General features: G+C 52.0%; 22 protein-coding genes. 2 read left to right on the forward strand and 20 right to left on the reverse strand.

Translation table 11 applies throughout. The features are described from left to right. Positions 1–103: 103 nt before the first annotated feature. The gene (locus IT781_RS09030) at positions 104–517 is read right to left on the reverse strand and encodes a carboxypeptidase-like regulatory domain-containing protein (RefSeq protein ID WP_194969826.1); all 414 of its coding nucleotides are present in this window, start codon (positions 515–517) and stop codon (positions 104–106) included. A gap of 339 nt (positions 518–856) precedes the next feature. Between IT781_RS09030 and IT781_RS09035 the strand changes: the two genes are divergently transcribed. After that, a complete protein-coding gene (locus IT781_RS09035) occupies positions 857–1,384 on the forward strand; it encodes a peroxiredoxin (protein ID WP_194969827.1) in 528 nt (175 codons plus the stop codon). A 51-nt stretch (positions 1,385–1,435) separates the two neighbouring features. Here the strand turns inward: IT781_RS09035 and IT781_RS09040 are convergent, their stop codons facing one another. The 17 genes from IT781_RS09040 to IT781_RS09120 form a co-directional block, all read right to left on the reverse strand. Then, positions 1,436–1,753, reverse strand: a complete 318-nt coding sequence (locus IT781_RS09040) for a DUF2818 family protein (RefSeq protein ID WP_194969828.1) — start codon at positions 1,751–1,753, stop codon at positions 1,436–1,438. After that, positions 1,753–3,249, reverse strand: a complete 1,497-nt coding sequence (gene lysS, locus IT781_RS09045; protein ID WP_194969829.1) for a lysine--tRNA ligase — start codon at positions 3,247–3,249, stop codon at positions 1,753–1,755. Before lysS ends, IT781_RS09040 begins: the two co-directional genes overlap by 1 nt. Positions 3,250–3,336: 87 nt before the next feature. Beyond that, a protein-coding gene (gene prfB / locus IT781_RS09050) for a peptide chain release factor 2 (RefSeq protein ID WP_194969830.1) occupies positions 3,337–4,435 on the reverse strand; the annotation gives its coding sequence in 2 pieces (ribosomal slippage) (positions 3,337–4,359 and positions 4,361–4,435; 1,098 coding nt in all). A 176-nt stretch (positions 4,436–4,611) separates the two neighbouring features. Continuing rightward, the gene (locus tag IT781_RS09055; protein ID WP_194969831.1) at positions 4,612–4,932 is read right to left on the reverse strand and encodes a non-heme iron oxygenase ferredoxin subunit; all 321 of its coding nucleotides are present in this window, start codon (positions 4,930–4,932) and stop codon (positions 4,612–4,614) included. A 77-nt stretch (positions 4,933–5,009) separates the two neighbouring features. Beyond that, entirely contained in the window at positions 5,010–5,786 is a 777-nt protein-coding gene (locus tag IT781_RS09060) for a class I SAM-dependent methyltransferase (RefSeq protein ID WP_194969832.1), read from the reverse strand. 152 nt (positions 5,787–5,938) lie between these two features. Continuing rightward, positions 5,939–6,391 (reverse strand): Fe-S cluster assembly sulfur transfer protein SufU, encoded by a 453-nt coding sequence (sufU, locus tag IT781_RS09065; protein WP_194969833.1) that lies wholly within the window; start codon positions 6,389–6,391, stop codon positions 5,939–5,941. 66 nt (positions 6,392–6,457) lie between these two features. Continuing rightward, positions 6,458–7,681: a cysteine desulfurase gene (locus IT781_RS09070; RefSeq protein ID WP_194969834.1), complete on the reverse strand. Its 1,224-nt coding sequence runs from the start codon at positions 7,679–7,681 to the stop codon at positions 6,458–6,460. A gap of 90 nt (positions 7,682–7,771) precedes the next feature. Further along, the gene (sufD, locus tag IT781_RS09075) at positions 7,772–9,094 is read right to left on the reverse strand and encodes a Fe-S cluster assembly protein SufD (protein WP_194969835.1); all 1,323 of its coding nucleotides are present in this window, start codon (positions 9,092–9,094) and stop codon (positions 7,772–7,774) included. Further along, positions 9,094–9,837, reverse strand: coding sequence for a Fe-S cluster assembly ATPase SufC (gene sufC / locus IT781_RS09080; RefSeq protein ID WP_194969836.1), 744 nt, complete (start codon positions 9,835–9,837; stop codon positions 9,094–9,096). The genes sufD and sufC overlap by 1 nt, the downstream gene beginning before the upstream one ends. A 66-nt stretch (positions 9,838–9,903) precedes the next feature. Continuing rightward, positions 9,904–10,092 (reverse strand): type II toxin-antitoxin system HicA family toxin, encoded by a 189-nt coding sequence (locus IT781_RS22840; protein ID WP_194969837.1) that lies wholly within the window; start codon positions 10,090–10,092, stop codon positions 9,904–9,906. Continuing rightward, entirely contained in the window at positions 10,089–10,301 is a 213-nt protein-coding gene (locus tag IT781_RS09090; protein WP_194969838.1) for a type II toxin-antitoxin system HicB family antitoxin, read from the reverse strand. Before IT781_RS09090 ends, IT781_RS22840 begins: the two co-directional genes overlap by 4 nt. 8 nt (positions 10,302–10,309) lie before the next feature. Further along, a complete protein-coding gene (locus IT781_RS09095) occupies positions 10,310–10,921 on the reverse strand; it encodes a hypothetical protein (protein WP_194969839.1) in 612 nt (203 codons plus the stop codon). Between the two features lie 29 nt (positions 10,922–10,950). After that, on the reverse strand, positions 10,951–11,163 hold the full coding sequence (locus IT781_RS09100; protein WP_194969840.1) for a type II toxin-antitoxin system HicB family antitoxin: 213 nt from the start codon (positions 11,161–11,163) through the stop codon (positions 10,951–10,953). Beyond that, the gene (locus tag IT781_RS09105; RefSeq protein WP_228779033.1) at positions 11,153–11,389 is read right to left on the reverse strand and encodes a type II toxin-antitoxin system HicA family toxin; all 237 of its coding nucleotides are present in this window, start codon (positions 11,387–11,389) and stop codon (positions 11,153–11,155) included. The genes IT781_RS09100 and IT781_RS09105 overlap by 11 nt, the downstream gene beginning before the upstream one ends. A 20-nt stretch (positions 11,390–11,409) precedes the next feature. Next, positions 11,410–12,858 (reverse strand): Fe-S cluster assembly protein SufB, encoded by a 1,449-nt coding sequence (gene sufB / locus IT781_RS09110; protein WP_194969841.1) that lies wholly within the window; start codon positions 12,856–12,858, stop codon positions 11,410–11,412. A 14-nt stretch (positions 12,859–12,872) separates the two neighbouring features. Beyond that, complete coding sequence (locus IT781_RS09115) at positions 12,873–13,322, reverse strand: SUF system Fe-S cluster assembly regulator (RefSeq protein WP_194969842.1); 450 nt, start codon at positions 13,320–13,322, stop codon at positions 12,873–12,875. An 86-nt stretch (positions 13,323–13,408) separates the two neighbouring features. Then, a complete protein-coding gene (locus IT781_RS09120) occupies positions 13,409–15,673 on the reverse strand; it encodes a DNA internalization-related competence protein ComEC/Rec2 (protein WP_194969843.1) in 2,265 nt (754 codons plus the stop codon). Between the two features lie 74 nt (positions 15,674–15,747). Between IT781_RS09120 and IT781_RS09125 the strand changes: the two genes are divergently transcribed. Further along, on the forward strand, positions 15,748–16,257 hold the full coding sequence (locus IT781_RS09125) for a DUF2062 domain-containing protein (RefSeq protein ID WP_194969844.1): 510 nt from the start codon (positions 15,748–15,750) through the stop codon (positions 16,255–16,257). Positions 16,258–16,306: 49 nt separating this feature from the next. Here IT781_RS09125 and lolD read toward each other — a convergent pair whose 3' ends face one another. Continuing rightward, a complete protein-coding gene (gene lolD / locus IT781_RS09130) occupies positions 16,307–16,987 on the reverse strand; it encodes a lipoprotein-releasing ABC transporter ATP-binding protein LolD (protein ID WP_194969845.1) in 681 nt (226 codons plus the stop codon). Further along, positions 16,980–18,227 carry a lipoprotein-releasing ABC transporter permease subunit gene (locus IT781_RS09135; RefSeq protein ID WP_194969846.1) on the reverse strand — a complete coding sequence of 416 codons (1,248 nt, stop codon included), beginning with the start codon at positions 18,225–18,227 and terminating at the stop codon, positions 16,980–16,982. The genes lolD and IT781_RS09135 overlap by 8 nt, the downstream gene beginning before the upstream one ends. Between the last annotated feature and the right edge of the window lie 20 nt (positions 18,228–18,247).

Below are 18,247 nucleotides of genomic sequence, written 5' to 3' on the forward strand. Positions count from 1 at the left end.
AGGCTTACTCCCAGGCTCTACTGCCAATTCTCTCAAGAAGAGCCTGGGAAATGAAAGATCGAATAGTTTAATAGGCAACCATCATTCCTGAAACGCAGTCAGCCTATTGCGCAGGCCAGTAGAAAGCCAATGAAGCTCTCTTTCCGCCGCCCACCTTGGCATTCTGGCGCAGGACTCTCCCGTCTTTCTCGGCGAGAACGGTATAATTTCCCGGCTTGAGTCTGGCAAAAAGAAAAGGACCGTCGGCTACGGCTTCAACAACCGTGTTGCCTTGCGCATCGGCAATCCGCACATTGACGTCGGCAAGAAATTCACCTGTTCCTTTAGCGGCGAACAGCAGGTTCAAATTGTAATCGCTTTTCATGGCCTCCATAGCAGAACGCTCGCTCTCGCCAATGCCGCCGCTGACGAATGTCGCGTCGCCTTGTGTCTGGGGTTCTGGCCAGTCTTCCTGTGCAAACGCTTGCAGGCTGAACAGAAGACAGGATGTAACCAGCGCAGATAGTAATCTCTTCATAAATATTTCTCCTTGATTGTTTTTGAAAATGCGAGGCGCATGAGCATTAATTGTAGTCTTAAAGAAAAATATTTTGTAGATTTTGCAAGTTTTGAGTCAAGCCGAGATCTCCAGCGCATGAACTCCAAAACCAGGCCTGGCTGTTCCCTTGCCGCTTTGAGAAAAATTAAATTTATTAACGAAATGCGATTTGCAAGATCCTTAAAATAAATCGTTTTACAACCAGTAACAATTGATTTTTTATTGTCTTAAACAAATAGATTGTCATCGTTCTGAGCAAAAGCGCTGCTGTGCGGTGAAAGCCCGTCCAAACTTCCGTACGAAAACTGGAGGTAAATCATGGCTCCTGATAGGGTACCCAATGTTGTTTTTAAAACCCGAGTCCGCGATGAAAGTATCGGAGGCGATAACCCTTTTCGCTGGCAGGACGTCACTACGGATGACATTTTCGCGGGGAAAAAAATTGTGCTGTTCGCATTGCCGGGCGCATTTACACCCACTTGCACCAGTGCGCATCTACCGGGTTATGATGCCAAATATATGGAAATCATCGGTCAGGGCGTGGATGAAGTGTACTGTTTAGGCGTCAATGATGCCTTTACCATGTATCAGTGGGCCAAGCATCTGGGCATCAAACACGTAAAAATGCTGCCTGACGGCAATGGGGAGTTTACCCGGGGCATGGGCATGCTGGTCAAGAAGGAAAATCTGGGATTCGGATGCCGCTCGTGGCGTTATTCGATGCTGGTCGATGATAAAAGAATCATCAAACTGTTCAGTGAACCGGGACAGACCGATAACTGCCCGGACGACCCGTTCTCGGTCAGCGATGCCGATACGATGCTCGATTATTTAAAGCACCAGTAATCTGCAGCCGTAGGGCACGCAGCGCGTACCTTGCCAGAACCTGCTAGCGGATCAATCCGGCGTCTTTCTCGACAAAAGCCTTTTAAGATCGTAATGATAAATAAAGCCCGGCAGGGCAAAGACTAAAAACAGGCATAAGGTCGCGACATAAAACTCCCAGCCCTGGACATGCCGCGTACCGGTCAGCTTATATTCGAGAGCGACAGACAAAGCGCCTGCCAAGACATACATCGCCAGCCATTCCAGCCAGCGCAGCCAAGCGTTTTTGTCCCGTTTGAAAACCATGAGAAAGCGATCGCTGACCCACGGTATATTGGCTGCGACGAAGGCAGCCAATATAAAGAAGCCATAAAGTCCTGCCGGCGCCATCAGCCTTTCGGTCTCATGTGCGGGAACAGCAGGACATCGCGGATTGACGGCGAATCCGTGAACAGCATGACCAGGCGGTCGATGCCGATGCCCTCGCCTGCGGTCGGCGGCATGCCATGTTCCAGCGCGACGATATAATCGGCGTCAAAGTGCATGGCCTCATCGTCGCCGGCTTCTTTTTCCTCGACCTGTTTCTGGAAGCGCGCCGCCTGGTCTTCGGCGTCATTGAGCTCGGTAAAGCCGTTGGCGATCTCCCGGCCGCCGACGAAGAACTCGAAACGGTCCGTCACATGCGGGTCGTTGTCATTGCGCCGCGCCAGCGGCGACACTTCGACCGGATAGGCCGTGATGAACGTCGGGTTCATCAAACGATGCTCGACGGTTTTCTCAAAGATTTCGATCTGTATCTTGCCCAGGCCGTAACCGTCCTTGACCGGAATTTTCAATTTTTCCGCAACCTTAGCCGCCGCCTCGCGGTTATCGATATCGGCCGGCGTCAAATCGGGATTGAAATGCAAAATCGAATCGAACACAGTCATGCGATCGAACGGCTTGCCGAAATCGTACTGCTCGCCCTGATAGGCGATAACTGTCTTGCTTAACACGTTTTCGGCCAGACCGCGCAGCATGGCTTCGGTTAAATCCATCAGTTCATGGTATTCGGCATAGGCCTGATAGAATTCCAGCATAGTGAATTCGGGATTGTGCCGCGTCGATAGACCTTCATTACGGAAGTTGCGGTTGATTTCAAACACACGCTCGAAGCCGCCCACAACCAGGCGCTTTAAATACAGTTCCGGCGCAATGCGCAGATACAAACCCATATCCAGCGCATTGTGGTGAGTCATGAAAGGCCTTGCCGTGGCGCCGCCCGGGATGGCCTGCATCATGGGGGTTTCCACTTCCAGGAACTGACGCTCGATCAGGAACTGGCGAATGTAAGCAACGATCCTGGAGCGCACCAGAAACGTGTTGCGCGATTCTTCGCTCATGATCAGGTCCAGATAGCGCTGACGGTACTTGACTTCCTGATCGGTGAGACCGTGGAATTTTTCCGGCAGCGGGCGCAGGGCCTTGGTCAGCAGACGGATGTCATCGACCTTGACGCTGAGTTCATCGGTCTGGGTTTTGAACAGCACGCCTTCCGCACCGATAATGTCGCCGATATCCCATTTTTTGAACTGTTCGTTATAAAACCCTTCCGGCAGCGTATCGCGGGTCACGTACAGCTGTATCCTGCCGGACATATCCTGAATATGGCAGAAGCTGGCCTTGCCCATGACGCGGCGCGTCATCATGCGGCCGGCGATCTTGACGCGAACGGGATCTGCTTCGAGCTCCTCCTTGGATTTCTCGCCGTATTCGGCCAGCACTTCGCCGGCAACCACGTTGCGGCGGAAGTCGGTGGGGAATGCGATGCCGTTTTCGCGCAATTCACTCAATTTGCTGCGGCGTTGTCTGATCTGTTCCTGTTCGTCCCGTTCAATTTCTGACATGTGTATCTTGACTCTTATCGTTATAGGATGGGCGCAGGTTTCGCGCCCATCAGGTGTATTTTCTGTTTGCTATAATTTCGTGATTACTTACAGTCCGCTTTTCAGGCTGGCTTCGATAAACTGATCGAGATCGCCGTCCAGGACCGCCTGCGGATTGCCGGTTTCGACGCCGGTGCGTAAATCCTTGATGCGCGACTGGTCCAGCACGTAAGAACGAATCTGGCTGCCCCAGCCAATGTCCGATTTGGTATCTTCCAAAGCCTGCTGAGTTTCGCTGCGCTTGCGCATTTCCAGCTCGTACAGTTTGGCCTTCAACTGCTTCATGGCCGTATCGCGGTTTTTGTGCTGCGAGCGGTCGCTCTGGCATTGCACGACGATGCCGGAGGGATTGTGCGTGATACGCACGGCCGATTCGGTACGGTTAACGTGCTGGCCGCCGGCGCCGCTAGCCCGGTAAACGTCGACGCGCAAATCCGCCGGGTTGATGTCGATGTCGATATCGTCATCGATTTCGGGCGATACGAATACCGAAGCGAATGAGGTATGACGGCGATTGCCCGAATCGAACGGCGATTTCCGGACCAGGCGGTGCACGCCTGTCTCGGTACGCAGCCAGCCGAACGCATAGTCGCCTTCGAATTTGATCGTGGCGCTTTTGATGCCGGCGACATCTCCGGCCGATTCCTCGATCAGTTCGGTCTTGAAGCCTCTGCGCTCGCCCCAGCGTAAAAACATGCGTTCGATCATCGAGGCCCAATCCTGCGCCTCGGTGCCGCCGGAACCGGCCTGAATATCCAGGAACGCATTGTTGGCATCCATTTCACCGGAGAACATGCGGCGAAATTCAAGCTCGGCAACCTTTTTTTCCAGCTGTTCCAGATCGTCCACGACCGTATCGACGGTTTCTTCGTCATTTTCTTCCACAGCCAGGGCCAGCAGCTCTTCCGCATCGGCCAAGCCATGTTCCAGTTCCTGAATCGTATTGACGATCGCTTCCAGCTGGCCGCGCTCCTTGCCCATGGCCTGCGCCACTTCCGGGTTATCCCAGATTTTCGGGTTTTCCAGTTCCCTTAGGACTTCGACCAAACGCTCGCTTTTGGTTTCGAAGTCAAAGATACCCCCTAAGGGCATCACCACGGCTTTTCAGGTCGGCTATTTTATGCTTAATCGGATTTATTTCTTGCATGGGGCGTTATTTAACCAAGAGGTTCGAAACCGGACGCTATCGACAAGCTCCGGCCAGTGAAAATTCAAATAAAGAGCGGAATTATAAACTATAACGCCGTTCTGTTCATGCAGAACTTAAGTAGCGATTACGAAGCCGTAGCGTCGAGTGAATTCGACCCTACGGATTTGATAGAATCAATCCCAGCGATTGTCCCTGACCTGTACTTTGCCGTTCTCGATGCGTACCGGAAAAGTGTCGATATCTTCATAGGCAGGCGGAGACTTTACGGCGCCGGTTTTCACGCAAAAGCGCGCACCGTGACGCGGGCAGATAATCTCGCAGCCTTCCAGCTTGCCGCTGGCGATTTCCGCGCCGTCGTGCGTGCAAACGTCCTCAATGGCATAGAACTGGCCCTCAATTTTAAACACGGCCACATCGGTTCCATCGACATCGACGACGATATGCTCACCTTCAGCCAGTGCTTTTTGATCGATTACGTTTATCCAGTCGGACATTTTTTCACCTTAACTATTTAATACAGGGGGCAAGCTCATCAATTAGGCAGGAAAGGTACGCAGTGCGCACCCTACGGCTACTTTAAATACACATCGAACCTGAGCAATTTGCCTTGAAAACTCTCGCTCGGCTTGCCGCCTAACGGCTCGGCATAGTCCGGGCTTTTGACCACGACGCGTTTTCCGGCCGCGTTCAAGGCCGCTTCAAAAAGCAGCTCTTTATCCTGATCGTCACCTAACAGATCGCGCAATACCATCATCGTTTTTTTGGCCAGCGCCGATTTCTTCCGCTTGGGCGGAAACATCGGGTCCAGATAGATGCAATCGGGCGGCGTTTCCAATGCGGCCAGGATTTCAATGGCATCGCCGGCCAGCAGTCGGGGCGGCTCCAGATTCAGCCGCTGCATCCAGTCCAGCGCGGCCAGGCGCTTGAATCCGTCAGACAGCAACTCGGCCATGACCGGCGAACGCTCTATGCACTGCAACTCGTAGCCCATGCGGAAAATGTGCAGGCTGTCCTGGGCCCAGCCCGTTGTGGCATCGACGACAGTGCGGGTTTTACGTCCGAGCGCGTGCGCCAAGGCGTCTTGCTTCGGTGCCGGCCATGAGCGCTGCTCGCCGCTACGCGGCTCAATATCGACGGACAAGCCGCCTTTCTTGAACAGCTCTCTGTCGAGCAATTTTAATGCGCCATCTCGCCAGGTCAGCAAAAAAGCTTCGGGAATGTCTTTCGTAATCCCCTGATAAAGCGGCACGTCCAGCCGCGCAGCCAGTTGCTGAAACGGCAACAGGTCGCCATTGCCTTCGTATAGAACGGCAAGCTGACCGATATACGGCTGATTAATTATGTTCATGCCTTGCAAAGATTCGATAGAGAAGGTAGTTGGCCTCGGAGTAGCATTATGCTGAGGCTTGCGGGTCGAATGAATTCGACCCTACGGTGCAGCAAGCGGTCGAACGGCCTTCTGGTTTACCATATTCATCACCCAGGCGCTTACATCATAGTTTATTCCGTGGAAATCGATTTTTTCTCGTTCTTTAACGCCGCATCCAGCGTATGCCACGCCAGCGTTGCGCATTTCACGCGCGCCGGGTACTCGCGCACGCCGGCCAGCACGGCCAGTTTGCCGACGGCAGCCAAGCTCGCCTGTTCGTTCTTGCCGGTGGTCATCTCGTGGAACTGTTTGAACAACTCTTCGGCTTCCTGCTCGGTTTTACCCTTGATGATTTCAGTCATCAGCGAAACCGATGCCGTGGAAATGGCGCATCCCGAGCCCTGAAAACTGGCGTCCGCAATCACATCGCCGTCCATCTTCAAGAATAATGTCAAACGGTCGCCGCACAGCGGATTGAAGCCTTCCACCTGCCGGTCCGCATTTTCCATGACACGGAAATTGCGCGGGTTTCTGTTATGGTCAAAAATGACCTCTTGGTAGAGGTCGCGTAAGTCATCAAACATATAGGTTCTCTGTTAAATTCGGTAAACGAGGAAAGTTCTTTTTGAACTGATTAGAGACCAACTATTTCAGCCAAATACCTCAATCAAGGATTTTATTCCCTGCATCAGCACGTCGATTTCTTCCTTGGTGTTGTACATGGCAAATGAAGCTCTTGCCGTGGCCGGAACCTCGAAGAAATCCATCACCGGCATGGCGCAATGGTGCCCCGCCCTGACTGCAATGCCCAGACTGTCCAGCATGGTGCCGATATCGTGCGGATGAATTCTGTCGAGCACGAAAGACAGAATCGCGCCTTTGTTTTCGGCCTCGCCGATAATGCGCAGCCCCTTGATCTGCCTGGCCTGTTCAGTGGCATAAGCCAGCAGCTCAGCCTCGTAAGCGGCGATGGCGTCCATGCCGACTTCATTCAGATAATCGATGGCGGCGCCGAGCCCGATCACGTCGGCAATGCTGGGCGTGCCGGCTTCAAACTTGTACGGCAGCACATTATATTCGGTTTCTTCGAAAGTAACCTTGCGTATCATGTCGCCGCCGCCCTGATACGGAGGCATGGCTTCCAACAGCGCCTGCTTGCCGTACAAGACGCCGACGCCGGACGGACCATACAATTTATGGCCCGAGAAAGCGTAAAAATCGCAATCCAGTTCCTGCACGTCAACCGGCATGTGCGGAATGGCCTGCGCGCCATCCAGCAGTACCGGAATGCCCTTGCTGTGCGCCGCGGCGATGATCCTCTTGACCGGATTGACTGTGCCCAGGGCATTGGACATATGCACGATGGAAACCAGCTTGGTTTTATCGTTCAGCAGTTTTTCAAATTCATCGTAAATCAATTCGCCTTTGTGATTGATCGGTGCGACTTTTAATACCGCGCCGGTCTGTTGGCACAGCATTTGCCAGGGCACGATATTGGAGTGATGCTCCATGGCGCTGATCACGATTTCGTCGCCGGCCTTGATATTGGCCCGGCCGAAGGTCTGGGCGACCAGGTTGATGGCTTCCGTCGTGCCTTTGACAAAAATAATCTCTTTGTCGCTGGCCGCGTTGATGAAATCCTTGACCTTGATCCGCGCCGCTTCGAACTGATCGGTGGAACGCACGCTCAACGCATGCACGCCGCGGTGCACATTGGCGTAATCGTGGCGATACAAATGCGAGATAGCGTCGATGACCGCGTTGGGCTTCTGGCAAGTGGCGGCATTGTCCAGGTAAACCAAGGGTTTGTTGCGGATTTTCTGGTCCAGAATAGGAAAATCGGCACGAATTTTTGCTACGGGAAAATGGGTCATAACTTTAAATATTTCCAGAGTTTATGCGCTGCTGGGCCAGCAACGCCACATACTATTTATCTTGATTAACTTGAAAAATGCCGTCTCGGCTTACAGCCATTCCTTTTTGACGCCTTCCTGTGGGAACCGCGCCAACACCTGCTCCAGAATTCTATCGTGCAGACTTTTGATCTTGACCTTATCGACCATCTCGTTGGCAAACGCAAAAGTCAGCATATTGCGGGCCGTCTCCTCATCAACGCAACGCGATTGCAGGTAAAAAATCGATTTCTCATCGAGCTGGCCTACCGTCACGCCATGGCCGCATTTGACATCATCGGCGTAAATCTCCAGCTGCGGCTTGGTGTCGACTTCGGCATCTTCGGACAACAGCAGATTGCGGTTATTCATTTCCGAATCGGTGTTCTGCGCATCCTGCGCCACAATCACGCGCCCCTGGAACACGCCGCGCGCCCTGTCGCCGAGCACGCCTTTGTAGACTTCGCGGCTGATTCCGCGCGGCTTCAAGTGGTTGATGCGCGTATGGTTGTCGATATGCTGGCGTTTGCTGCCTAAAAACAAGCCGTTCAGCTCGCATTCGGACGCATGATCGAGATCGGTATGGATATCGCTGCGCGCCAGCAGGCTGCCAAAGGCGAAGTTATGGTGCCTGAACCGCGCGTCGCGTGCCTGCTTAACGTAAATGCCGCCGAAATGGTAAGCCTTCTCGGACTCGCTTTGCTGTTTAAACAGGGTCAGATCCGCGTTACAGCCAACAAACACTTCGGTAACGGCTGCCGACAGATAAGCCTGATCCAGGCCGACGAACGTCTCTATAACTTGCGCCTCGGCCATGTCATCGACAACGACGACGTTGCGCGTTGCGGCCAGCGTATCGGCCTGCGTAGCAATGTGCAGCAACTGCACCGGTTTAGCCAATACCTGTTTAGCCGGCACATGCACAAACAGCCCATCGGTGAACCAGGCCATGTTGAAAGCGATGAAACTGTTCTCCTCATTCGCCACGGCGCGGCCCACATGCTGCTCCAGCAGCGCAGACTGCGAATTCAGCGCCTCGGCCATGCTCATCACGGAGACCGACTCGGGCAGACCGTCCAGCACCGATAATTCAGCTGAGAAATGTCCGTCAATCAACACGACCGACCAGGCATCTTCCAGTTGGTGCTGTTTCAGCCAGTCCGCGTCAACGCTACCGGCCGTTAAACCGGTGACCGGTTTAAACAGCTTTTTCTCGATCGCGGACACATTCGTGTAACGCCATTCTTCTTCGCGCAGTGACGGAAAACCGTGCACTGAAAATGCCGCCAGCGCCTCGCTTCTTAGTTGCTGCAGCCAAGGCAGAGATTGCCCTGGCAAAGCTGGCGCTATGGTTTGATATTCAGCCGTGTAACGGCTTGCTGTTGCTGTAGTCATCAAGCAGCCTCAATCCAACTGTAACCTTTCTCTTCCAGCTCCAATGCCAGCTCGGGACCGCCGGATTTGACGATTTGCCCGTGAGCCAGTACATGCACGAAGTCCGGTTTGATGTAATTCAGCAGACGCTGATAATGCGTCACCATGACAAACGAGCGCTCCGGCGAACGCAAGGAGTTGACGCCGTCTGCAACGATTCTCAGCGCATCGATGTCCAGACCTGAGTCGGTTTCATCGAGAATGCACAATTTGGGCTCCATTATCGCCATCTGCAGAATCTCGTTGCGTTTCTTTTCGCCGCCCGAAAAACCTTCATTGACGGCGCGGTACAGGAACCGTTCATCCATCTCCAACAGACGGACCTTGTCCTTGACCAAGGTCAGGAAATCCATCGCATCGACTTCCGGCTGGCCGTGATGTTTGCGAATGGCGTTCAGCGCTGCTTTCAATAAGTAAATATTGCTGACGCCCGGAATTTCTACCGGATACTGAAAGGCCAGAAATACACCTTCACGCGCGCGGATTTCAGGCGCCATGTCCACCAGATTCTTGTTCTGGTAAGTGATAGAACCTTCCGTTACGGTATAACCGCTCTTGCCTGACAATACATGCGACAGAGTGCTTTTGCCGGACCCGTTCGGCCCCATGATGGCGTGAATCTCGCCGGCATTGATCTGCAGATTGATGCCTTTGAGAATGGGCTTGTCGCCTACGCTGACGTGAAGATTTTCTATGCTGAGCATATTTATTTTACCTGATTAAATTAAATTTCTTTTTGGACCGGATTATTGCCAATCCAAATTACTAAATTATTTGATGGGTTTTACACCCAAGTCTTTGCAAATCTTATTAGCCAAAATGTCTTTGATCTCACTATGCCGTGGAATGGCTGAACGACTATTTTGCGATGGATTGTGCCACCATGAATGCCGTCCGCCTTCTCTCAATAGTTCGCAACCTTGTGCCGTCAAGTACCTGATCAGTTCAGAACGTTTCACAGCACAATAAGCTCTTCGTGGTAATGAGTACCTGCATTTAATAGTGCTGCTTCACGATTAAAGGCTAAGGCTTCTTGTAAGGTGATTTTTAAACTTTCAATTAATTCATCATGTGTTGCTTCTTGACAATTGATGCCGGGAATCTCCTCAATCCAGCCTAACCACCAGCCACCGTCTTGCATTATTACCGCTGTATATTTGTTGTTCATAATTTGATCTAAAGTCTAGAATGCTGAGAGATAATTTCTTCTTTCGAAAAATTTTCTATTTGTTCCTCTAATTTGGCATTTTTCTTTGTCAACTCTTTGATCTCATCTTCTATGTAATTCTTTCTACCTTTAATATGACTTTCGTGAGTAGCATATAACGCCCTTCTTAGTAAGTCGGTCGTATCAATCTTTTTTTCCGGCTGAGGAGGGTTCCGCAACTCACTCTCCAATAATGAGAGTTTCTCAGATTCAAGCGTGCTAATTCTCATTAAATTCGAATTAAGAAGCGCCGTCAGTGCCGCTAATTTTATTTGCTCCTTTTGGGCATCGGTTGATACCTGCAATAACTTTCTTGTCTCTTCCAATTCTCTTTTTTGTAACTCATAAGTCTTGTCTATCAAATAAAACGCAAATGCAGCAATAATGGGATTCAGTATTCCGCCAACGTAATCGCCGAATGTTCCCCAATCTCCATTTTCTTTTGAAAACCCATTATGAAAATTAAAAAAATAAAAACCGACAATAACAAAACCTATTCCCCAAAGTACCCGTACCCAGACAATTACTTTTGTCTTGATATGGTTTAAATCAATGACAATTGTTCCGTTCGAATTACCCATAAGCGACCTCATTCTCCCAAACAGATTGCTCAGGCATACAACAGGCGCCCTTTAGGCTCGGGAATATGTCGGCCAAGCGCTGCTGCTGTCTCTATCCATTCAGCAATGACCTGTTCAGCATTGCTAACGGCTTCTTGATAGCTATTCCCATCCGCCATACAACCGGCTAATTCCGGCACTTCGACGATATAAGCCTGATCTTCTTCGCTCCAATAAATAATCATTTCATATTTAGTCATCATCTAACCCCAAGCGATAGCGAACAATAATGTGACGGATTTGTTTAACTTGATACGCTTTTGCCATTGAGCCAATTGGCTGTATGTTTAAAATCTCGGTAATCCCTTCTTTACTGAAAATATAGTGATCACCTCGAATTCGCTCCTGAAAACCCAAACGTAACAGCAGTTGCCTCACGTCAGAAAATAAAATATTGGCATCAGAACGACCATGAATAATTTTCTGCAAAATCTTGTCGTACTTACCTACTAACCTACCGAACCTTCCAGACTCAACCCCAGCAAAGCCTGCGCCTCAACCGCAAATTCCATCGGCAGTTCCTTGAACACTTCCTTACAGAAGCCGTTCACGATCATCGACACGGCGTCTTCCGCCGACAGGCCTCGCTGCTGACAGAAAAACAGCTGGTCTTCGCTGATCTTGGAGGTCGTCGCTTCATGCTCGACCTGCGCCGAAGGCTGCTTGACTTCGACATACGGGAACGTATGCGCACCGCATTTATCGCCGATCAGCAAGGAGTCGCATTGCGTATAGTTGCGCGCATTCTCGGCGCTCTTTAATACTTTGACCAGGCCGCGATAGGTATTCTGCGCGCGGCCGGCCGAAATGCCTTTCGAAACAATCGTGCTGCGGGTATTTTTGCCGATATGGATCATCTTGGTGCCGGTGTCGGCCTGCTGAAAATTATTGGTCAGCGCGACCGAATAAAATTCGCCGATGGAGTTGTCGCCGGTCAAAATGCAGCTGGGGTATTTCCAGGTGATCGCCGAACCGGTCTCCACCTGCGTCCACGAAACTTTGGAATTTTCACCGCGGCAGTCGGCCCGCTTGGTCACGAAATTGTAAATGCCGCCCTTGCCTTCTTTATCGCCCGGATACCAGTTCTGCACGGTGGAGTACTTGATCGTCGCGTCTTTCAAGGCGACCAGCTCGACCACGGCCGCATGCAGTTGGTTTTCGTCGCGCATGGGCGCCGTACAGCCTTCCAGATAACTGACATAGCTGCCTTCGTCGGCGATGATCAGCGTTCTTTCGAACTGCCCGGTATTGGCGGCATTGATGCGGAAATAGGTCGACAATTCCATCGGGCAGCGCACGCCTTTCGGAATGTAGACGAATGAGCCGTCCGTAAACACGGCCGCATTGAGCGCGGCAAAGAAGTTGTCGGTATGCGGCACGACCGAGCCCAGGTATTGTTGGACCAGTTCCGGATAGTCGCGCAGAGCTTCCGAGATCGGGCAGAAAATAATGCCGGCATCTTTCAGCTTGCCTTTAAACGTCGTCGCCACTGATACGCTGTCAAACACCGCATCGACAGCTACGCCGGCCAGCCGTTCCTGTTCGTCTAATGGAATGCCCAGCTTCTTGTAGGCTTCCAGCACTTGCGGATCGACTTCGTCCAAGCTTTTCGGCCCGTCTTCCTTACGTTTGGGCGCTGAATAGTAGCTGATATCCTGATAGTCAATCGGGGCAAAATTGACGAAAGCCCAGGTCGGCGATTGCATGGTCTGCCAGTGACGGAATGCCTTCAGCCGGTATTCGAGCATAAACTCGGGCTCGTTCTTGACTTTGGACAGCTTATGAATGACGTCTTCATTCAATCCGGGCGGAAACGTAGTGGTTTCCAGCTCGGTCACAAAGCCCTGTTTGTATTCACGGCCAATCAGCTTCTCGATTTCTTTCGCACTTGTTGACATAAACAACTCTAAATTTAACGATATAAACTGGTTACCGGAATGAAAACCTCTTCCGGCACGACGGTAGGTCTGATCAAATCCGCCAGAGTCACGGACTCCAGGGCGTTATGAATCGTCCGGTTAATTACCCCCCAGTTGCTGCGAATATCGCAGCCCGTAGCCTGCTCGCAGCCTTGATGGGAAATACTGCATTCGGTCAGCGCAATCGGCCCTTCCAGCGCGCTGATAATGGCTGCCACGCTGATTTTCTCGGGAACCCTGGCCAATGCATAGCCGCCTTTGGCGCCGCGCGTGGAAATCAGCACATTCGCTTTCACGAGCAGCTTGAGAATCTTGCTGACCGTCGGCAAAGCAATCCCCGTTGCCGCCGCTATTTCCATAGCCGCATGCACATGCGATCGATCTCTTGCCATAAAGCTCAAGACAACCGTTGCATAGTCAGTTAATTTGCTCAACCGTAACATACCTACCTCTCTAATTAAGGACTATTTTAGTCCTATTTAATTCCGTAGTAAAGAACTTGGTTATTGTCAAGGTATCATCACAATAATCAATGGCTGTTCCAGTATCTGCTTTCTGTCGTCCGCATGGTATGCACGATTAGCGATTCTTTGCCGGCTTTGACAAAAATCGCGCCTTGATCGGCAACATTCAGCCACTTCGCTTCTATGTCCTGATAGCGCTTCAATACGGACTGATGGGGAAAGCCGAATTGATTGCGATAGCCGGCCGGAATGAGCACATAATCGGGCTGAACGGTTTGCAGAAATGTCGAAGTTGATGAGGTTTTACTGCCGTGGTGCGCTGCGATCAGCACATCCGTCTTTAGATGCTCGCCATAAGTCTCAACCAGCCAGGATTCCGCCGCCGCTTCGATATCGCCCGTCAACAGCACAGAGCCCTTATCAGACTGAATTCTCAGGACGCAGGAATTGTCGTTTTCTGAAACGAAACCGGACAAGCGCGGCGACAACATCATGAATGTCACGCCATCCCAATGCCAGGACTGCCCTGCCGCACACGCAACGGGCGAATGGCCGCTTAGCTGCTGCGGCACACTGGTAAGCACTTGTTCGGCCTCAATGCCTGCCAGTAATGATTCGGCGCCGCCAATATGGTCATTATCGCCATGGCTGATGATCAGGCTATCGATTTTCTCGACGCCCTGCTGACGTAAAAAAGGCAGCAGCACGCTCTGGCCCATATCACTTTGCTCGGAAAATTTCGCGCCGGTATCGAACACAAGCACATGACGGGATGTTTGCACGACCGCCGACAGACCTTGACCGACATCCAGCAAGGTCATCCTGAAATCGTCCGATTTAAGGCGTTCCGATTCCGTAAAGGCCAGCGGCAGAAACATAACCAGGCCCAGCCAACGGGCCGGCATGCCGGCCGGCGCAAGCATGATCAGCACACCGGGTATGGCAAAGCACAACGCCCAGAGCGGAGGCTGCGCATGATTGATTACGGACAGAGGCGCCGCCGCCAATTCGTTCAAAATCCACCACAAACCCTGCAGCACGGTATCAACGAGAAAAAACAGCTTACCGGCCAATGCCGGCCATACAAACACCGTTATCACCACCAGCAGCGACAGCGGCACAGCCAGAAAGCTGACAACAGGCACCGCAATCAGATTAGCCAACGGCGCAATCAACGAAATCTGCTGAAAAAACAACAATGACAACGGCGATAAGGCCACGGTCGTAGCCCAATTTATCTTTATGACGCCTTCCAGATAGCCGGGCCTGCCCAGGCGCCCGTCAACGGCATAGACAATCACTGCCACAGCCAGAAATGAAAGCCAGAACCCTGCCGACAGGACGGCCGACGGGTCCAGCAATAAAACCGCGAACAGGGCGACGGCCAATGTGTTGAAGGAATGGGTATTGCGCTGAAGGACAACGGCAGCCATGAAAATAGCCAGCATGACCACCGCGCGCTGTGTCGGTATCGAAAATCCGGCCAATGCCGAATACAGGATGCCGGCGACTAATGCCGACAATGCGGCAACTCGTTGAGGCGGCCAGGCCAACAGGTTCGTCCATGCCCAGCACCTGAGCACGATAAAATAAACCAGTCCGGCGATCAAACCGATATGCGAACCGGAAATCACCATCAGATGGAGCGTGCCGGTCTTACGAAAAACCTCCCATTGCTCCTGCGGGATACTGCTGCCATCGCCAATAGCCAGCGCTTTAACAAGCGCCACGCTCTGACTGTCGCCCAACTGCTGCGACAACCGGTCGATTATAAGCTGCCGCCCTGCCGAAATACTGTACCAGGCCGGCTCGTCAGACAGCAGTACAGGCGCCGGACTGTTGCGCACATACCCTGTCGCACCGATACCCTCCGTAAACAGCCAGCGCTCATAATCAAATGCGCCGGGATTCAAATTGCCATGCGGGCGCTTCAACTTGACCGTAAACGACCAATGCTGGCCTGCCTTAATCTCATGCTTGGGGTAATACCAGCTTAATTTAACCTTCGAAGGCAGATCCCGGGCGGAATCGGTAACAACAAAATCGAAGCGGGCGCGTTTTTCATCCTGTTCCGGCAAATCGGCAATAATGCCTTTAACGGGTATATCGATTCCCTCAAGCGACTGGGGCAGCCTGTCCGACAGCCTGCTCATTACAAACAGCACCGCCCATAAAACGCCCATCATGAAAAACAGCCCCCGCCAAAAGCGCCGCCATACCATCAAACCGGCGATGACGTTGCCGGCCGCCAGCCACTCGGCAGCCGGCAACGTCGGTAACTGCTGGACCAGCAAAACGCCAGCTAAAAATAACAGCGTGGAAACAAGCATTCGTTCCTGGTATTTTGGGGTCAACAAAAACCTGATAGACTTGGTGGATTAAGCAACTTTGTAATGCAGACATAATGCCCAAAAAACTGATACAAAAATACCTGCCCAAACCCGAAACAATTAAAAATCATAAAAATCTTCAGTTTCTGGGCGATAGGCTGCATGACCCCAACCTCTGGCATTTAAACCGCCGGTCCGTGTCCATGGCCGCTGCCATAGGTCTTTTTGTAGCCTGGATTCCAACGCCGGGGCAAATGGCCATTGCAGCCGCAGCGGCATTTTATCTCAGAGCCAACCTGCCGATTTCCGTCGCGCTGGTCTGGATAACCAACCCTTTGACCATGCCGCCGATGTTTTATTTTGCCTATCTGGCCGGGCTTTGGTTCTTAAATGAACCCTCGCCCAGCAAAGACTTTGAGTTCTCTGTAGACAGCATCATGACAGGGATCGGCAATACCTGGGAGCCGTTTCTTGTCGGCTGCCTGGTCGTGGGCATTATGTGTTCAACCGCCGGCTATTTCGGCGTCAATGAATTCTGGCGCTACCATGTCATGAAAAAATGGACTGAAAGAAAGCAAAGATAAGCGCAGAAGTTGCGGTTAAACAAGCGCACTGCCTGTTTAACCTTCATCTTCAAGCGACTATCACGCCGTCTTCCATATGCAGCACCTTACCCATCCTTGATGCCAGATCATGATCATGGGTCACCACCAGAAAACTGACATTCAGCTCCTGGTTTAACTCCAGCATCAACTGGTAAATCTGGTCCGCCGTCTTGCTGTCCAGATTGCCGGTCGGTTCGTCGGCCAGAACGCATTTGGGCTTGTTGATAAGCGCCCTGGCTATGGCCGCACGCTGCCTCTCTCCGCCCGATATTTCCCCCGGCTTGTGTTCGATGCGATGCCCCAGCCCTACCCGCTGCAATAACTCTATGGCGCGGACGCGCGCCTCTTTTACCGAAAGACCTGCTATCAGCAAAGGCATCGCCGCATTTTCCAATACGGTAAATTCGCCCAGCAAATGATGAGACTGATAGATAAAGCCCAAGGAACTGTTTCTTAACTTGGCTAGCCTTATTGCGCTGACTTTATTCAGATTGACGTTGTCGAGCACAACCTCGCCGCCGCTGGCTTTTTCCAGGCCGCCCAACAGATGCAGCAAGGTGCTCTTGCCGGAACCCGAGGCGCCCATGATGGCGACGCGGTCACCAATTTCAATGTTCAGGTTGACGCCCTTGAGGACTTCAACGTCCAGCCCGCCCTGGTTGTAGCGTTTGGTTAATTGCCGGCATTCCAGAATGCTAGTCTTATTCATATCTCAGAACTTCCGCAGGATTGATTTTGGATGCCTGCCAGGCAGGGTAAATCGTCGCAGCCAGCGACAAAAAGAAGGCCATGCCCGCGATTGCATATACATCTGTCCAGACCAGCTTGGAAGGTAATTGACTGATATAGTACACATCGGCCGCCATGAACTGAACCTGAAACAATTTTTCAATGGCCGGCACTATCGTTTCAACATTTAACGCCAGCGCAACGCCGCCTATGGTGCCGCAAAGCGTGCCGACGGCGCCGATGACCGTGCCCAGCACCATAAAAATGCCCATGACCGAACGCGAAGTCAGCCCCTGAGTTTTCAGGATGGCGATATCGCCGCGCTTGTCCGTGACCACCATGACCAGCGTCGATACGATGTTAAAAGCCGCTACGGCCACTATCAACAGCAGGATAATAAACATGACCCGCTTTTCAGTCTGAATCGCGCGGAAGAAGTTGCTGTGAGCCTGAGTCCAGTCGCCGACCCGGTATTCATCATAGAAATCGGCCGCCATGGCGCGCGTGATCTTGGGCGCATTGAACAAATCGTCCAGCTTGATCCTGAGCCCTGACACCGAATCGCCTAAACGGAACAATTTAGCGGCGTCATCAATATGAATGATTGCCAGGTTGCGATCGTACTCATACATGCCGACTTGAAAAATGCCCGTCACGGTGAACCGCCGCATGCGCGGCAAAATGCCGGCCGGCGTCGGATTAACCTGCGGAGTGATGATGGTGATTTTGTCGCCGACGATAACGCCCAGATAACTCGCCAGTTCCGCGCCTAGAACAACGCCAAACTCACCGGGAACAAGTTGAGATAGCTGCCCCACTTTCATTTTGTTGGCGACATCCGAAACAGAAGACTCATATTCAGGCAAAATCCCGCTCAACAAGGTACCGCTGACGCGCTGGCCGGAATTAATCATGACTTGCCCGTCGACAAAAGGGGCGGCCGCCTCAACATGCGGATATTGTGTGATTTTCGGTTGCAATTCCCGCCAATTATCCAACCGGCCGTATTTGCCGGTGATCGTGGCATGCGAAGTCATGCCGAGAATCCGCTCGCGCAGCTCGGCTTCAAAACCGTTCATGACCGACAACACCGTAATCAGTGCCGTGACGCCAAGAGCTATCCCCAAAACAGAGGTTAATGTGATAAAAGAAATGAAACGAGTACGGCGTTTGGCTCGCGTATAGCGCAAGCCGATATAAAAAATAAGCGGTTTAAACATGGAGTCCGTAAATTAAGGGG

This window comes from Methylobacter sp. BlB1, assembly GCF_015476545.1.
Classification (GTDB): domain Bacteria; phylum Pseudomonadota; class Gammaproteobacteria; order Methylococcales; family Methylomonadaceae; genus Methylobacter.

What these genes read in the sequence shown, in the direction of transcription:
- IT781_RS09120 (WP_194969843.1), bottom strand. Translation starts at nt 15,673, where the DNA reads ATGCTTGTTTCCACGCTGTTATTTTTAGCTGGCGTTTTGCTGGTCCAG.
- IT781_RS09035 (WP_194969827.1), top strand. Translation starts at nt 857, where the DNA reads ATGGCTCCTGATAGGGTACCCAATGTTGTTTTTAAAACCCGAGTCCGC.
- IT781_RS09070 (WP_194969834.1), bottom strand. Translation starts at nt 7,681, where the DNA reads ATGACCCATTTTCCCGTAGCAAAAATTCGTGCCGATTTTCCTATTCTG.
- IT781_RS09115 (WP_194969842.1), bottom strand. Translation starts at nt 13,322, where the DNA reads ATGTTACGGTTGAGCAAATTAACTGACTATGCAACGGTTGTCTTGAGC.
- IT781_RS09055 (WP_194969831.1), bottom strand. Translation starts at nt 4,932, where the DNA reads ATGTCCGACTGGATAAACGTAATCGATCAAAAAGCACTGGCTGAAGGT.
- IT781_RS09090 (WP_194969838.1), bottom strand. Translation starts at nt 10,301, where the DNA reads ATGAACAACAAATATACAGCGGTAATAATGCAAGACGGTGGCTGGTGG.
- sufB (WP_194969841.1), bottom strand. Translation starts at nt 12,858, where the DNA reads ATGTCAACAAGTGCGAAAGAAATCGAGAAGCTGATTGGCCGTGAATAC.
- sufC (WP_194969836.1), bottom strand. Translation starts at nt 9,837, where the DNA reads ATGCTCAGCATAGAAAATCTTCACGTCAGCGTAGGCGACAAGCCCATT.
- IT781_RS09100 (WP_194969840.1), bottom strand. Translation starts at nt 11,163, where the DNA reads ATGATGACTAAATATGAAATGATTATTTATTGGAGCGAAGAAGATCAG.
- IT781_RS09060 (WP_194969832.1), bottom strand. Translation starts at nt 5,786, where the DNA reads ATGAACATAATTAATCAGCCGTATATCGGTCAGCTTGCCGTTCTATAC.
- lolD (WP_194969845.1), bottom strand. Translation starts at nt 16,987, where the DNA reads ATGAATAAGACTAGCATTCTGGAATGCCGGCAATTAACCAAACGCTAC.
- IT781_RS09125 (WP_194969844.1), top strand. Translation starts at nt 15,748, where the DNA reads ATGCCCAAAAAACTGATACAAAAATACCTGCCCAAACCCGAAACAATT.
- IT781_RS09135 (WP_194969846.1), bottom strand. Translation starts at nt 18,227, where the DNA reads ATGTTTAAACCGCTTATTTTTTATATCGGCTTGCGCTATACGCGAGCC.
- IT781_RS09030 (WP_194969826.1), bottom strand. Translation starts at nt 517, where the DNA reads ATGAAGAGATTACTATCTGCGCTGGTTACATCCTGTCTTCTGTTCAGC.
- lysS (WP_194969829.1), bottom strand. Translation starts at nt 3,249, where the DNA reads ATGTCAGAAATTGAACGGGACGAACAGGAACAGATCAGACAACGCCGC.
- sufD (WP_194969835.1), bottom strand. Translation starts at nt 9,094, where the DNA reads ATGACTACAGCAACAGCAAGCCGTTACACGGCTGAATATCAAACCATA.
- sufU (WP_194969833.1), bottom strand. Translation starts at nt 6,391, where the DNA reads ATGTTTGATGACTTACGCGACCTCTACCAAGAGGTCATTTTTGACCAT.
- IT781_RS09040 (WP_194969828.1), bottom strand. Translation starts at nt 1,753, where the DNA reads ATGGCGCCGGCAGGACTTTATGGCTTCTTTATATTGGCTGCCTTCGTC.
- IT781_RS09095 (WP_194969839.1), bottom strand. Translation starts at nt 10,921, where the DNA reads ATGGGTAATTCGAACGGAACAATTGTCATTGATTTAAACCATATCAAG.